Raw genomic sequence first — 14,474 nt, forward strand, 5'->3', positions numbered from 1 at the left:
GATGACCGAGCTCGCCGATGATCTCACCGCACTGAGCGCCGTACGGCTCCTCGACGGCTACCGCGGGGGCGGGTTCAGCCCGGTGGAGGTCACCCGCGCGGCGCTGCGGCGGGCCGAGGAGATCCAGCCGGAGCTGAACGCGTTCGTCCGCCTGTTCGCCGAGGACGCGCTGGAGCGGGCCCGGGCGTCCGAGCGGCGGTGGCGGCGCGGGGAGCCGTGCGGGCTGCTGGACGGGGTGCCGGTCACGGTGAAGGACCTCCTGCTGCTGCGCGGCGCCCCCACCCTGCGCGGATCGCGGGCGATCGACCCGGCGGGCGGCCGCTGGGACGAGGACGCCCCCGCGGTGGCCCGGCTGCGGGAGCACGGCGCCGTGTTCCTCGGCAAGACGACGACCCCCGAGTTCGGCTGGAAGGGCGTGACGGACTCCCCGCTCAGCGGCGTCACCCGCAACCCGCACGATCCGGCGCGCACCGCCGGCGGCTCCAGCGGGGGCGCGGCGGCGGCCGTGGCGCGGGGCGCGGGGCCGCTGGCACTGGGGACGGACGGCGGCGGCAGCGTCCGCATCCCGGCGGCGTTCTGCGGGATCTTCGCGCTGAAGCCGACGTACGGGCGGGTGCCGCTCCACCCGGCGAGCCCCTTCGGGACGCTGGCGCACGTCGGCCCGATGACCCGGGACGCGGCGGACGCGGCGCTGCTGATGGACGTGATCGCCGCGCCCGACTCCCGCGACTGGTCGGCGCTCGGACCGGCGCCGGAGTCCTTCGCGGCGGGGCTGACGGGCGGGGTGCGCGGGCTGCGGGTGGCGTACTCGCCGTCGCTGGGCGGGCAGGTGGCGGTGCGGCCGGTGGTCGCGGCGGCGGTCCGGCGGGCGGTGGAGCGGCTGGCCGGACTCGGCGCGTACGTGGAGGAGACCGACCCCGATCTCACCGAGCCGGTGGACGCCTTCCACACCCTGTGGTTCACCGGGGCCGCCCGCGCGGTCCAGCGCCTCTCCCGCAAGCAGCGGGAGGTGCTCGACCCCGGGCTGCGGGAGATCTGCGCCGCCGGGGCCCGGTGCTCGGCGCTGGACTACCTGGCCGCGGTGGACGTCCGCACGGACCTGGGGCACCGCATGGGCCGTTTCCACGACCGCTACGACCTGCTGGTCACCCCCACCCTCCCGATCACGGCGTTCGAGGCGGGCGCGGAGGTGCCGAAGGGGTCGGGCCACCACCGCTGGACGGGCTGGACCCCGTTCACCTACCCCTTCAACATGACCCAGCAGCCCGCCGCGACCGTCCCCGTCGGCACCGACGCCGACGGGCTGCCGATCGGCCTCCAGCTCGTGGCCGCCCGCCACCGGGACGCCCTGGTGCTGCGCGCGGCCCACGCGCTGTACGAGGCCGGGGTGGCGACCGGGGGTTAGGCCCGCCGGGAGCCGGGCGTCTCCCCCGCCGCGCCGGTGTGCCACGGGTCGTTGCGCTCGTGGAACGGGGCCGGGTCCACGACCGTGCCCCCGGGGCGGACCTCGCGGCCGTAGCCGTGGGACCGCGTGCCCGGTGCGGTGCCCACGCGGGAGAAAGAGCGGAGATCCCCCGGAAAGGGGAGGGACGGCCGGATTCTCCGGCGGTGGCCCGGATTCCGCGAAGGGCGGGAAAAGGGCTTGGGTCTCGTTGTGCGCTCATGTGGCGTGATGTGCGCCACCGGTCGGCGGGAGGGAATTCCAGACGGCGGCGCGGGTGCCGGGCACCCGGTCGCCGAGCAGCCGGGCCGTGCCCGCGACATCGCGTCTGACCAGCGCAATCCCGCGGCAGCGGTCAGCCGTGCGTCCCAGGGTCCCGCGCCGGTCAGGACCGCCCGGCCGCCGAACGGGGCCGGAACTGGCCGGAATAACCCGCATCGCATCGGGTAGCCGCGCCGCCATGGCTCCACCACTGCACCCATTCAGACGACACCGGAAACCCTCCGGGCCCTCACGCCGGTCGCTGCTCGCGGGGGTCGCGGCGCTCGGCGCGCTGGGTGCCGCGGGCTGTTCCCGCGTCCCCACCGAGGCCGGCACGAACGGCGGCGACCTGCTGGACCGCCTCAGGGCGACGGGCGTCGTCCGCCTGGGCATCGCCGGGGAAATACCCTTCGGCTACATCAACAAGGACGGTGAACTCACCGGCGAGGCACCGGAGCTGGCCAGGGTCATCTTCAAGCGGCTGGGCGTGGACCGGGTCCAGCCCGTGCCGACCGAGTTCGGCTCGCTGATCCCGGGGCTGAACTCCCAGCAGTTCGACGTCGTGGCCGCGGGGATGTACATCAACCCCGACCGCTGCGAACAGGTCATCTTCTCCGACCCCGACTACCAGATGCTCGACTCGTTCATCGTGCGCAAGGGCAACCCCAAGGGGCTGCACAACTATCAGGACGTCGTCGAGAAGAAGGCGAAGTTCGCCACCGGCACCGGGTACGCGGAGATCGCGTACGCGGTCGAGGCCGGGTACCCGGAGAGCGACATCCTGATCGTCCCCGACCAGGTCGCCGGGCTGAACGCGGTGGAGGCCGGGCGCGTGGACGTCTTCGCCGGCACCGCGCTCACCACCCGCGAGGTGGTGAAGAAGTCGAGCAAGGCCGAGGTCACGGAGCCGTTCCGGCCGATCGTCGGCGGTGAACCGCACGTCGACGGCGGCGGCTTCGCCTTCCGGCCCACCGAGACGAAGCTGCGGGACGCCTTCAACGTCGAACTGCGCAAGCTCAAGGAGAGCGGCGAACTGCTGCGCATCCTCAAGCCGTTCGGGTTCACCGAGGACGAGATGACGGATCTGACCGCGAAGGAGCTGTGCGGCGGATGACCTCGGGACTCTGGGAACTCGTACTCGAAGGCGTCTGGGTCACGATCCAGCTGCTCGTCCTCAGCGCGCTGCTGGCGACGGCGGTGTCCTTCGTGGTCGGTGTCGCGCGCACCCACCGGCTGTGGATCGTCCGCTTCCTCGCGGGCTTCTACACCGAGGTGTTCCGCGGGACCTCGGCCCTGGTGATGATCTTCTGGGTGTTCTTCGTGCTGCCCCCGGCCTTCGGCTGGCAGCTGGTGCCGCTGTGGGCGGGCACGCTGGCGCTCGGTCTGACCTACGGGGCGTACGGCTCGGAGATCGTGCGCGGCGCGCTCGCCGCGGTCGACCCGGCCCAGCGCGAGGGCGGCATCGCGCTGAGCTTCACGCCCTGGCAGCGGATGAGGCTGATCCTGCTGCCGCAGGCGGTGCCGGAGATGATCCCGCCGTTCTCCAACCTGCTGGTCGAGCTGCTCAAGGGCACCGCCCTGGTGTCGATCATGGGCATGGGCGACCTGGCGTTCAGCGGCAACCTGGTGCGTCTCGCGCTGCAGGAGAGCGCGGAGATCTACACCTACATCCTGCTGATCTACTTCGTGATCGCCTTCCTGCTGACCCGTCTGATGCGCGGCCTGGAGAAGAAGCTGAAGGCCGGGGTCGGCAAGGCGCCGGCCCGTGGGGCCGACGTGGAGCCGAAGCGGCCCGAGGCCAGCGGCGTGGGAGGTGCGGTCCGATGAAGTGGGACTGGAGCGCGGTCGTCGATTTCATGCCGTACTTCTGGGACGGTCTGCTGGTCACCCTGCAGATCCTGGTCCTCGGCTCGCTGATCTCGTTCGTGCTGGGTCTGGTGTGGGCGCTGCTGATGCGGGTGCCGACGCGCTGGGTGACCTGGCCGGTCGGGGCGGTGACGGAGTTCGTCCGCAACACCCCGCTGCTGGTGCAGCTCTTCTTCCTGTTCTACGTGCTGCCCGAGTGGGGGATCACCTTCTCGGCGCTGACCACCGGCGTCTTCGCCATCGGGCTGCACTACTCGACGTACACGATGCAGGTCTACCGGGCCGGCATCGAGGCCGTGCCGGTGGGCCAGTGGGAGGCGGCAACGGCGCTGAACCTGCCGCCGCACCGGACGTGGACCGTGGTGATCCTGCCGCAGGCCGTGCGCAGGGTGGTGCCCGCGCTCGGCAACTACGTCATCTCGATGCTGAAGGACACGCCCCTGCTGATGGCGATCACCGTGCTGGAGATGCTCGGTGAGGCGCGGCTGTTCTCCCAGCAGAACTTCCAGTTCACCGAACCCCTGACGGTGATCGGCGTGGCCTTCATCGTCATCTCCTACCTGGCCTCCCTTGCCCTGCGAGCCCTGGAGCGACGCCTTGTCCACTGACACCCGCACCCCGTTCGAGAAGAAGCCCGACAGCCCGCGGAGCACCGGCGAACTGATCCGCCTGGAGCAGGTCACCAAGCGGTTCGGGGACCACACGGTCCTGGACCACCTGGACTTCTCCGTGGACGCCGGCAAGCACGTCACCCTGATCGGTCCGTCCGGGTCGGGCAAGACGACGATCCTGCGGCTGCTGATGACGCTGCTGAAGCCGGACGAGGGCACCGTCACCGTCGACGGGGAGCAGCTGTTCCCCGCGCCCGAGAAGCAGGTCCGCGAGATCCGCAAGAAGATCGGGATGGTGTTCCAGCAGTTCAACCTGTTCCCGAACATGACGGTGCTCAGGAACATCACCGAGGCCCCGGTCACCGTGCTCGGCCTGTCCAAGGACGAGGCCGAGGAGCGGGCGCGGGAGCTGCTGGAGATGGTCGGCCTGACCGACCACCTGGACAAGCACCCCGGCCAGCTCTCCGGCGGCCAGCAGCAGCGGGTGGCGATCGCGCGGGCGCTGGCGATGCGGCCGCAGGTGCTGCTGCTGGACGAGGTGACCTCGGCGCTGGACCCGGAGCTGGTCGCGGGCGTCCTGGACGTGCTGCGGGACATCGCCCGCTCCACCGACATCACCATGCTCTGCGTGACCCACGAGATGAACTTCGCCCGGGACATCTCGGACCAGGTGCTGATGTTCGACTCGGGCCGGATCATCGAGGCGGGCGCGCCGGAGAAGATCTTCAGCGAGCCGGAGCACGACCGGACCCGGGAGTTCCTCAGCGCGGTCCTGTGACCACGGGGCGTACCCGGGCCGCCGTCCCGGCTCTCCGCTCCGGCGCATACCCCTGGCATATGCCAGGGGTTCTGCCGTGCAGTTGGGAGGGCCGCGTTCTTGTCAACCCCCGCTTCCGTGAAGCCGTTTGACGGCTATCGTGGAGGGGATTCGCTGACCGGATTGCGGCCCCGAGAGCGCACAGGGGGAACCGTGGCGCTGAAGCACGAGCCGACCGCCCCGCACCACTCGGTCCAGGACGCCCTGCGCGTCCTGGAGACGGTGGCGCGGCGCACCACAGGAGTCACCGACACCGAACTCGCCCGCGGGACCGGCCTCGGCACGGAGCGGTTGACCGCGCTCCTGCGGATGCTGCGCCGCGAGGCCTACGTCACGCAGACCGCCGACGGCACGTACGCCACCGGGCCGGCCTTCGCCCGCCTCGGCTCGGCCCAGGGACACGAGGAGGCCCTGCGCGACACGCTCCAGCACACCCTGGACCGGCTGCGCGACTCCGTGGGCGCCGCCGTCTACATGAGCCGGTACGTGGACGGCGAGGTCAAGGTCACGCAGTACGCCGACGGCCCGGCCACCCCGAAGGTGAACGAGTGGGTGGACTTCCGCTGCTCGGCGCACGCCACCGCGCTCGGCAAGAGCCTGCTCACCCAGCTCGACCACAACGGCCGCCGCGACCACCTCGCCCGGTACCGGATGGCCCGGCTCACCTCGCGCACCATCACCAGCGACAAGCTGCTGCTCTCCCGGCTGGAGGCGCAGCCGCCCACCGTTCCGGTCCTGGACCTCCAGGAGTACGCGGTCGGCACGGTCTGCGCGGCCGTCCCGATCACGGCCGGCTCCTCGGTGGGCTGCCTGGCCCTGTCCCTGCCGGTCCAGCACGCCCACCGGCTGCGCCGGGCCGCGGACACCCTCAACCGCAACGCGGCCCCGGTGCTGCTCTCGCTGGCGATCTAGGGGGGTGTCGTTCGGATCGTGCCGCGGGGCGCGGGACCCGCCCGTGGCGGCGTGGTCGGGAGCACCCCCGGAGCCGGGTATTATTTACTCCGTCGCCGACCGCGGGAAGCGGACGGCGGGAGTCATGCGCCGCTAGCTCAGTTGGTTAGAGCAGCTGACTCTTAATCAGCGGGTCCGGGGTTCGAGTCCCTGGCGGCGCACACCGAAGGGCCTCTCGTGGAAGCGAGAGGCCCTTGTGCGTTGCCCTCCGGCGCACGCACCGGCGCCGGAGGACCCCCTCAGAACGTGACGTCCGAGCAGGCGTAGAACGCGTTGCCCGTGTCGTGGACCGTCCACACCGCGAGGATGACGTGGTGCCCGCTCAGCCCGGACGGCAGTCGGCCGCTGTGCGAGAGCGTCTGCGGCGGCTGCTGGCCGTTGTAGGGCACCGTCAGGAACGGGGTGAGGTTGAGGTCGGACCGGGACAGCTTGTGGTTCTGGTTCCAGCCCGGCTTGGTGACGTAGTACCTGAAGTCGGTGGTGGCGTGCCTGGCCGTGAACTGCCACCGGAAGGTGTAGCTCTGACCGCCGGTCACCCGGGTGGTGGGCCAGGCCCCGCCCGAGGGCGTCGTCGGGTTGTCGAGCTGGGCGAACCGCGTGTTGTTGGCCGAACAGAGCTGTCCGTCGGCGGGTCCGGAGGCGGGGAAGCCCTTCGGCCCCTCGACGCTCTGCGGCTCCCACTGGATGGCGCCGCAGTTGCTCACTGAGCCGTTCTGGCAGAGCTTCTGCCGGCTGACCGGCAGATCGGTGTAGCCGTGGCCGCTGGCACCGCCGGAGGAGAGCACGAGCGCTCCGGTCGTGGCCAGTCCCACCGCGGCTGCGTACAACTTGGTCCGTGTGCGCATGCTGCCGCTCCTGGAGGACGTGGGGGAAGGTGAGGCGTGCAGGTAGGTCTAGACCAAGTCACAGAGTAGGGTCGTGAGCTGAGCATGTCCATACCAATCACGGGGTCCGTTCCCCGGCCGTTCACGGCCCCGTCTCCCCCCGTCCCGCGCAGAACGCCACCGTCAGGTCCTTCACCAGCACCTTGCGTTCGTAGTCGTCCAGCTCCACCAGCCCCCGCATGGTCAGCCGGGTCACCGTGTCCTCCACCGAATCCACGACCGAGGTCAGCATGCTCGCCCGGTGCTGGGCGTCCAGCGCGGCGATCCGGCGCCGGTGCATCGCGGCGGCCACCTCGGGCGCGTACTCCACCCGCACCGGCCGCACCGCGAACACCTCGAGTCCCACCGGCGCGGTGTCCTGAGCCACCAGCCGGGTCAGCGCGTCCTCCGTCACGTCCGCCGCGCCCTGTCCCGCTCCGGGCGCCGCCACCGGCACCCGGAGCAGCGCCGCCTCCACGCACTCGCGCAGGTACGTCTCGTGGTCCTCGACCACCAGCGTCGCCCGCGCGGTGTCCCGCACCCGCCACACCACCAGGACGACCACCCGCAGCGCCACCCCGCTGCGGTCGGCCGCCCGCACCGGCTCGCTGCGCCAGTGCCGCAGCCGCACGTCGGCCCGGCGGCGCAGCAGCAGCGGGTTGACCCACAGCAGCCCGGTCCGCCGGACCGTCCCCCGGTAGCGGCCGAACAGGCCGAGCACCCAGGCCTGCCCGGTCCGCCCGCGGGCCAGCCCGCCGAACCCGAACAGCCCGAGGGTCCCGGCCGCCGCGTACGCCGCCCACTGCGCGGGACCGAGCCCGGCCGCGCCGCCGTGCGCCGTGCCCCCGAGCGCCTCGGCGGCGAACGGCGGCAGCACCCCCGCCCACCGGGAGGTGGCCACGCAGCCCGCCGCCCCGCACACCCCGGCGAGCACCCCGGCGAGGCCGGGCAGCACCCGGGCGGGCCGCTCCACCAGCTCGGGGTCCACCCGGGGCACGGACCGCCGGGGCCGCAGGGCGGCCGGGCGCCGCAGGTGCGGCCGGTCGCCCGGCCGTTCCTCCGGCCGTTCCCACGGTTGCGCTCCCCCCTGCTCCGCCGCGCCCGGCCGGCGGCCGGGCATCGCGGGCCGCAGCCGCACCGGCTCCGGGCCGGAGTCGTCGCGGAACAGCAGGTGGACGGGGATCTCGGTGGTGGACTCGGTGTGGATGAGCCGGACCGGCCGGGGTGCCGCGGCACCGCCCGCGGGCTGCCCGGACTCGGGGATGTGGGAAGTGGTCGTGGTCACGCGTGCCTCCAGCCTCCGCGCCAGATGCGTCACATCGGGGATGCTCCGGGCCCGGGCCCGTGGGGTCGTGAGCCCGAGGGCCCGGTGGGTCGCGGGCCCGGAGGCCCGGTGGGCCGTGGCCCCGAGGATCCGTGGGTCATGAGAAGGGCCGCCGCCAGGTCTCCGGGCCCGGGTGGCCGTCCGCCGCGCCACCGCGCCGGCCCCGGGCGCGCTGGAAGGCCTCCGCGTCGCGGCGGTGCTCCTCGCTCCGGCGCGGCCCCGGCCCCTCGGTGGAGTACCGGCCGCACCCCTTCTCCGCCCGTCGCCTCCCCAGCCGGGCGACCCGGGCGTGGTCGGCGCCGGGCCGGAACGACGCCCGGCCCGGACAGCCCCGCACCCCGTGCGAGGAGGGCGCGAAGGGCGGTTCGGGCGCGGGGGGCACGGGTCCGGGTGGGACGGGCGGCACGGGCGCGGGCGGTACGGGCGCGGGCGGTACGGACCCGGGGGGTGCGGGCGCAGGTGGCACGGAGCCGGGCGGTACGGGCGGCACGGACCCGGGGGGCGCGGGCGGCACGGGCACGGACGCTCCGGCCGGGACGTCCCGGCCCCCGCCCGTCGCCCTGCGGTCCGCGTCCGTCCGGCGCGGTCCGGGACCGACCGCGCAGGAGCGGTCACCGCCGCGGCCGGCGAACACGCGGCCGAGCCCGGTGACGTACGCGTCGGGGGCGCCGGGGCCGAAAAGCGACGCTCCGGGGGACGGGGTCCGGCCCGGCACGGTGGGCGGTCCCGCCGTCCGCGGCGCGGTGTCCGCCGTCCCCTCGGTCACGTCCCTGCAGCGGTACGGGACGCAGCGCGCGGAGTCGTTCCGGTAGGCGTACGAAGTGGTCGCGCGGCGGGTGTGCGGGCGGGTCCGCTCGTGTGCCACGCAGGAGGTGCGCCCGGTGTCCGCCCGGCCGCCGAAAAAGACGACAGGGGATTTTCCGTAGGGGTCGGCCGCAGGGGGGAACAGCAGGATGTCACCCGGTCGGAGTTCGTCCTCGGTGTTTTTCTCCGCGCATTTCCCGAGACCGCCGTTCCATTCGTTCCCGGGCAGGCCCCACGCCATCGGAACATGACCCGAACCGTTCTGCCGACAACCGTCGGACCCGTAGGCGGACATGCCGCAGGGAACCTTCTCGGTGACCCCTTTCCGGGCCCGCTCGACCATGGCCGCGCGGGTGGTCAGGGGCATCCGCCCGAGGTTCGCGCGCGGGGCCGCACGGCCACCGGGACCGTGCAGCGGGACCCTCCGACCCTGTGGAGTGTCACACCGGTCACCTGCAAAAACGTGGGGAACGGTCGGATCGGCCGGTTGTCCGGCGGTCCGCGGGGCGGCGGACGCGGGCGCCGCGCGCACGCCGCTCACCGCGGACGCGGCGGCGGCCACCGCCGGGGTCCGGTTCGCCGCCGGACGATCCGGGGGCCGGCCGCCCGGGGAATGCGGCAGGACCCGCCGCCGGGGAACACAGCCGGGGCAGCCGCAGTCGCCCGCCGGCTCGAATTCCTCGAATACCGGTGACCCCATGCGTCGGCCCTCACACTGTTGTCGAAAAACTCCGCGCCTGTGCACGTCGGCAGTTTCGCAACCGTCTTCGTCACGCGCATGTTGACGGCCCGAATGATGTACACCCGATGGGCCGATCGGGGGGCGGCCGCCGTTCCCGGGGAGGCGCCGGCGGCCGGTGGTCGGGAGCACCCCCCGGGGTCCTGTAGAGTTGCTCCGTCAGCGCGCGCCGCTAGCTCAGTTGGTTAGAGCAGCTGACTCTTAATCAGCGGGTCCGGGGTTCGAGTCCCTGGCGGCGCACCGAACGGACGGGCTCCTCGTGCAGACGAGGGGCCCGTCGGTTTTTGGCCGGATCTCCTCTCGCGCCCGCTGAACGGGATCCTCTTGTCACACGTATGGAACAGAGGCCCCACGGGCCTCCCCCAGGGGTCACAATGGACGCCTATGACCGGTGAACGCCGTGTTTCGCACCTTGCGATCATGATGAGCACCGTAGAACCTGGGTTCTTCACTTTGCCGCGAATGTGCGGCTGGTGGGGGGCAGGGAACCGGTTGTCCCGGTTCGGGGCGAGGGACTCCGTCCAAGGGGTGGTGCCGAGGGGGGCACCGTGCAACCGGAAGACCGCCGTGCCATGTCTATAAGGTGTGGACGACGTGGAGGCGGCGGTCTACCACTGATGACGTCCGTGGAGGTCGAGGGGGACCGAGCGGACGGAAGGAAGCGACGAAACACACGGCGTCGCCGTGTGTGGGGGGATGACTCATGACGTCGACACCGACGGGCGCCCGGAGGGACGACGACCCGTCCCGGACCACCCAACTCAGGGTGCCTTCGCACCGGAACTGGAACACGGGCGCGTTCCGCCGGATCAAGAAGACGCTGCCGAGATACGACTACGAGCACTACAGCCGGCTCGCGGGTCCCCTCACCCAGCCCGATCCGAACAAGCCGTACAAGGTCCAGTACCGCTCGCTGATCGCGCAGGAGCCGCACCGCATCCGCATCGCGCTGATGCTGGCCGCGGCCCCGGTGCTGTCGCTGGTGCTGCTGGTGTGGCTGCTGCAGCCCTCGCACTGGACCGAGCGCGACTACCCGGCGTTCGAGTGGCTGCCCGCCCTCGACGTCGTCATGCTCGTCTCGATCGGTCTGATCGAGTTCTTCCGCTGCATGAACGTGCTGTCGAACGCGCACGCCACGCTGGTCGCCCGCGACCCGGTCCCGGTGGTGCCCGAGACCGGCACCCGCGTGGCCTTCCTCACCTCCTTCGTGCCCGGCAAGGAGCCGCTGGAGATGGTGACGAAGACCCTGGAGGCGGCGGTGAAGATCCGCCACCGGGGCGTCATGCACGTCTGGCTGCTCGACGAGGGCGACGACCCCGAGGTGAAAGAGGTCTGCGCGCGCCTCGGCGTGCACCACTTCTCCCGCAAGGGCATCGCGAAGTGGAACCAGCAGAAGGGCCCGCACCGCGCCAAGACCAAGCACGGCAACTACAACGCCTGGCTGGACGCGCACGGCGACGACTACGACTTCTTCGCCTCCGTCGACACCGACCACGTGCCGCTGCCGAACTACCTGGAGCGGATGCTCGGCTTCTTCCGCGACCCGGACGTCGGCTTCGTCATCGGCCCGCAGGTGTACGGCAACTACGACAACTTCGTCACCAAGGCCGCCGAGTCGCAGCAGTTCCTCTTCCACGCGCTGATCCAGCGGGCCGGCAACCGCTACGGCTCGCCCATGTTCGTGGGCACCTCCAACGCCGTGCGCATCAAGGCGCTCAAGCAGATCGGCGGGCTGTACGACTCGATCACCGAGGACATGGCCACCGGGTTCGAGATGCACCGCGCCAAGAACCCGGAGACGGGGAAGAAGTGGCGCTCGGTCTACACCCCGGACGTCCTCGCGGTCGGTGAGGGCCCCAACGCCTGGACCGACTTCTTCACCCAGCAGATGCGCTGGTCGCGGGGTACGTACGAGACGATCCTCAAGCAGTACTGGAAGGGCTGGTACTCGCTGCCGCCGAGCAAGCTCTTCAACTACACCATGATGATCATCTTCTACCCGATGTCCGCCCTGAACTGGATCCTCGCGGCGCTGAGCTGTGCGCTGTTCCTGGGCCTGGGCGCCTCGGGTGTGAACATCGACCCGACCATCTGGCTGATGCTCTACGGCAACGCCTCCGCGCTGCAGATCGGCCTGTACGTCTGGAACCGCCGCCACAACGTCTCGCCGCACGAGCCGGAGGGCTCCGGCGGTGTGGCCGGCATGGTGATGTCCGCGCTGTCGGCACCGCTCTACGCGAAGGCGCTGATCGACTCCGTCCTGCGCAAGAAGAGCAAGTTCGTGGTCACCCCCAAGGGCGACTCGGCCAGCCCGGACACCTGGTTCGGCACCTTCCGGTACCACTGGTACTTCATCCTGATCTTCGGCGGCTCCCTCGTCGCCGGCTTCGTCTACGGCAACTCGCACCCGGCGATGGTCATCTGGGCCGTGTTCGCCCTGCTGATCACGGCGGCGCCGATGTTCGCCTGGCGCCACGGCATGCGCCAGGACAAGAAGAAGCCACCGGGTGACCCTGCCGCGGACCAGCGGCAGGACGCCGAAGCGCCCCGGACGCAGCCGCTGCCGCAGATGCCGCAGCAGCACGCGCACGCCCCGCAGAACCGGCCCAGCTGGGCCGGCCCGCACGGCGGACCGGGCGGACCGGGAGGAACCGGGCACGCCCCGGGCAACGACCAGACCATGCAGATCGCCCTTGGTGGACTTGGGGGACGTAAGGAATGACTGACCGTGCAGGCCGCCGTCGAGCCCGTCGGTTCGCGATCGGCACGGCGGTGGTACTCGCGCTGGCCGGAATGAACGGGCCGTGGCTGTACCGCTTCGGGACCGAGCAGTACCACCAGTACAAGATCAACAAGCCCGAGTACAAGGCCGCCAACGGCAAGTGGGAGATCGTCGAGTTTCCCGAGGAGTACCGGCAGAACACCATCCACGCGGCGCTGCTGCGCACCGGCAAGGTGCTGCTCGTCGCGGGCTCGGGCAACAACAAGGACAACTTCGACGCGAAGAAGTACGACACCCGGATCTGGGACCCGGTCGAGGGGACCATCAAGAAGGTCCCGACCCCGAGCGACCTGTTCTGCACGGGCCACACCCAGCTCGCCAACGGCAACCTGCTGATCGCGGGCGGCACCAAGCGGTACGAGAAACTCAAGGGGGACGTGAAGAAGGCCGGCGGCCTGATGATCGTCCACAACGAGAACCCGGACAAGCCGATGACCCTGCCCGCGGGGACGAAGTTCACGGGCAAGGAGAACGGCAAGACCTTCGTCTCGAAGGACCCGGTGCTCGTCCCGCGCGCCGAGAAGAACTTCGACGAGGAGACCGGCAGGTTCCTGGGCAACACCCCGGGGTACGGCCGCGTCTACGTCGAGGCGCAGAAGGAGGGCGCCAAGTACGAGACCGGCACGCAGGACAACTACACCGTGCAGGGCCTCACCGGCGACGACGCGCGCAACACGTACGGCATCGCCGAGAAGCTCGCCCTGGACAAGAAGGACTTCCAGGGCATCGACGACGCCTTCGAGTTCGACCCGATCGCCGAGAAGTACATCAAGGTCGACCCGATGAAGGAGTCCCGCTGGTACCCGACGCTCACCACCCTGAGCGACGGCAAGATCCTCAGCGTCTCCGGCCTCGACGACATCGGCCAGCTCGTCCCGGGCAAGAACGAGGTCTACGACCCGAAGACCAAGAAGTGGACCTACACCGACAAGGTCCGCCAGTTCCCGACCTACCCGGCGCTGTTCCTGATGCAGGACGGCAAGATCTTCTACTCGGGTTCGAACGCGGGCTACGGACCGGCCGACGAGGGCCGCGAGCCGGGCGTCTGGGACGTGGAGAGCAACGAGTTCACCAAGGTCCCCGGGCTGAGCGACCCCGACCTGATGGAGACGTCCGCCACGGTGCTGCTGCCCCCGGCGCAGGACGAGAAGTACATGGTGATCGGCGGCGGCGGGGTCGGCGAGTCCAGGAAGGCCAGCGAGAAGACCCGGATCGTCGACCTCAAGGCCGACGACCCGAAGTTCGTCGACGGCCCCTCGCTGGACAAGGGCACCCGCTACCCGCAGGCGTCGATCCTGCCGAACGACGACATCCTGGTCTCCGGCGGTTCGGAGGACTACCGCGGCCGCAGCGACTCCAACATCCTCGAGGCGCGGATCTACGACACGGAGAAGAACGCGTTCCAGCGGGTCGCCGACCCGCTGGTGGGCCGCAACTACCACGCGGGCTCGATCCTGCTGCCCGACGGCCGCGTGATGTTCTTCGGCTCGGACTCGCTCTACGGCGACAAGGCCAACACCAAGCCGGGCGAGTTCGAGCAGCGCATCGAGATCTACACGCCGCCGTACCTGCACGGCGACCGTGAGCAGCCCGAGCTGTCCGACGGCCCGGAGACCATCGAGCGCGGTGAGTCGGGCACCTTCACCTCGAAGGACGCCGCGCGCGTCGAGAACGTCCGCCTGATCCGGCCGAGCGCCTCGACCCACGTCACCGACGTGGACCAGCGGTCGATCGCGCTGGACTTCGAGGCCGACGGCGACAAGCTGACCGTGACCATGCCGGAGAACCGGAACCTGGTCCAGGCCGGCTGGTACATGCTGTTCGTCACCGACGCCGACGGCACGCCGAGCAAGGCCCAGTGGGTCCAGGTGCCGTAACCGCCGTACGGCACGGCAGAGAAGCAGGAGAAAAGGGAGAGGGCGCCCTCTCCCTTTTCTCCTGCTGCGTGTTGGCCCGAAACAATCTTGCTCGTGCGCGGCACCTGGTGTGACCTCTGGGGGACGTTGCTGACGCGT

Annotated in this window: 12 protein-coding genes and 2 tRNA genes; 10 read left to right on the top strand and 4 right to left on the bottom strand. The window is 71.2% G+C overall.

Going from position 1 to position 14,474, the window contains the following annotated elements:
- The first annotated feature begins 1 nt into the window (after position 1).
- Entirely contained in the window at positions 2–1,405 is a 1,404-nt protein-coding gene (locus CP969_RS15180; protein ID WP_016826133.1) for an amidase, read from the top strand.
- Here the strand turns inward: CP969_RS15180 and CP969_RS34615 are convergent.
- The gene (locus tag CP969_RS34615) at positions 1,402–1,551 is read right to left on the bottom strand and encodes a hypothetical protein (RefSeq protein WP_016826132.1); all 150 of its coding nucleotides are present in this window, start codon (positions 1,549–1,551) and stop codon (positions 1,402–1,404) included. The genes CP969_RS15180 and CP969_RS34615 overlap by 4 nt on opposite strands.
- Before the next feature lie 350 nt (positions 1,552–1,901).
- On the opposite strand from CP969_RS34615, the gene ehuB reads away from it, so the two are divergent.
- The 6 genes from ehuB (at position 1,902) to CP969_RS15215 (ending at position 6,108) form a co-directional block, all read left to right on the top strand.
- Entirely contained in the window at positions 1,902–2,816 is a 915-nt protein-coding gene (gene ehuB, locus CP969_RS15190) for an ectoine/hydroxyectoine ABC transporter substrate-binding protein EhuB (RefSeq protein ID WP_016826131.1), read from the top strand.
- Positions 2,813–3,529, top strand: coding sequence for an ectoine/hydroxyectoine ABC transporter permease subunit EhuC (gene ehuC, locus CP969_RS15195; RefSeq protein WP_004987650.1), 717 nt, complete (start codon positions 2,813–2,815; stop codon positions 3,527–3,529). The genes ehuB and ehuC overlap by 4 nt, the downstream gene beginning before the upstream one ends.
- Complete coding sequence (gene ehuD / locus CP969_RS15200; protein ID WP_016826129.1) at positions 3,526–4,176, top strand: ectoine/hydroxyectoine ABC transporter permease subunit EhuD; 651 nt, start codon at positions 3,526–3,528, stop codon at positions 4,174–4,176. Before ehuC ends, ehuD begins: the two co-directional genes overlap by 4 nt.
- Positions 4,166–4,957, top strand: a complete 792-nt coding sequence (ehuA, locus tag CP969_RS15205) for an ectoine/hydroxyectoine ABC transporter ATP-binding protein EhuA (protein ID WP_004987644.1) — start codon at positions 4,166–4,168, stop codon at positions 4,955–4,957. The genes ehuD and ehuA overlap by 11 nt, the downstream gene beginning before the upstream one ends.
- A gap of 192 nt (positions 4,958–5,149) precedes the next feature.
- Positions 5,150–5,908 carry an IclR family transcriptional regulator gene (locus CP969_RS15210; protein ID WP_016826128.1) on the top strand — a complete coding sequence of 253 codons (759 nt, stop codon included), beginning with the start codon at positions 5,150–5,152 and terminating at the stop codon, positions 5,906–5,908.
- 126 nt (positions 5,909–6,034) lie between these two features.
- Positions 6,035–6,108, top strand: a tRNA-Lys gene (locus CP969_RS15215).
- Positions 6,109–6,186: 78 nt separating this feature from the next.
- On the opposite strand, the gene CP969_RS15220 is transcribed toward CP969_RS15215, so the two are convergent.
- The 3 genes from CP969_RS15220 to CP969_RS15230 form a co-directional block, all read right to left on the bottom strand.
- Complete coding sequence (locus CP969_RS15220) at positions 6,187–6,792, bottom strand: lytic polysaccharide monooxygenase auxiliary activity family 9 protein (RefSeq protein WP_004987638.1); 606 nt, start codon at positions 6,790–6,792, stop codon at positions 6,187–6,189.
- A 121-nt stretch (positions 6,793–6,913) separates the two neighbouring features.
- A complete protein-coding gene (locus CP969_RS15225) occupies positions 6,914–8,095 on the bottom strand; it encodes an SPFH domain-containing protein (protein WP_026085151.1) in 1,182 nt (393 codons plus the stop codon).
- A 136-nt stretch (positions 8,096–8,231) separates the two neighbouring features.
- Positions 8,232–9,638 carry a peptidoglycan-binding protein gene (locus CP969_RS15230; RefSeq protein ID WP_026085150.1) on the bottom strand — a complete coding sequence of 469 codons (1,407 nt, stop codon included), beginning with the start codon at positions 9,636–9,638 and terminating at the stop codon, positions 8,232–8,234.
- A gap of 205 nt (positions 9,639–9,843) precedes the next feature.
- Between CP969_RS15230 and CP969_RS15235 the strand changes: the two genes are divergently transcribed.
- The 3 genes from CP969_RS15235 to CP969_RS15245 all read left to right on the top strand — a co-directional run bounded on the left by CP969_RS15235 (position 9,844) and on the right by CP969_RS15245 (position 14,336).
- Positions 9,844–9,917: transfer RNA gene (locus CP969_RS15235), tRNA-Lys, on the top strand.
- 463 nt (positions 9,918–10,380) lie between these two features.
- A complete protein-coding gene (locus CP969_RS15240) occupies positions 10,381–12,399 on the top strand; it encodes a glycosyltransferase family 2 protein (protein ID WP_016826125.1) in 2,019 nt (672 codons plus the stop codon).
- Positions 12,396–14,336 carry a radical copper oxidase GlxA gene (locus CP969_RS15245; protein ID WP_004987623.1) on the top strand — a complete coding sequence of 647 codons (1,941 nt, stop codon included), beginning with the start codon at positions 12,396–12,398 and terminating at the stop codon, positions 14,334–14,336. The genes CP969_RS15240 and CP969_RS15245 overlap by 4 nt, the downstream gene beginning before the upstream one ends.
- Positions 14,337–14,474: the final 138 nt, after the last annotated feature.

This window comes from Streptomyces viridosporus T7A (assembly GCF_008704515.1).
In the GTDB taxonomy this organism is placed as follows: Bacteria; Actinomycetota; Actinomycetes; order Streptomycetales; family Streptomycetaceae; genus Streptomyces; species Streptomyces viridosporus.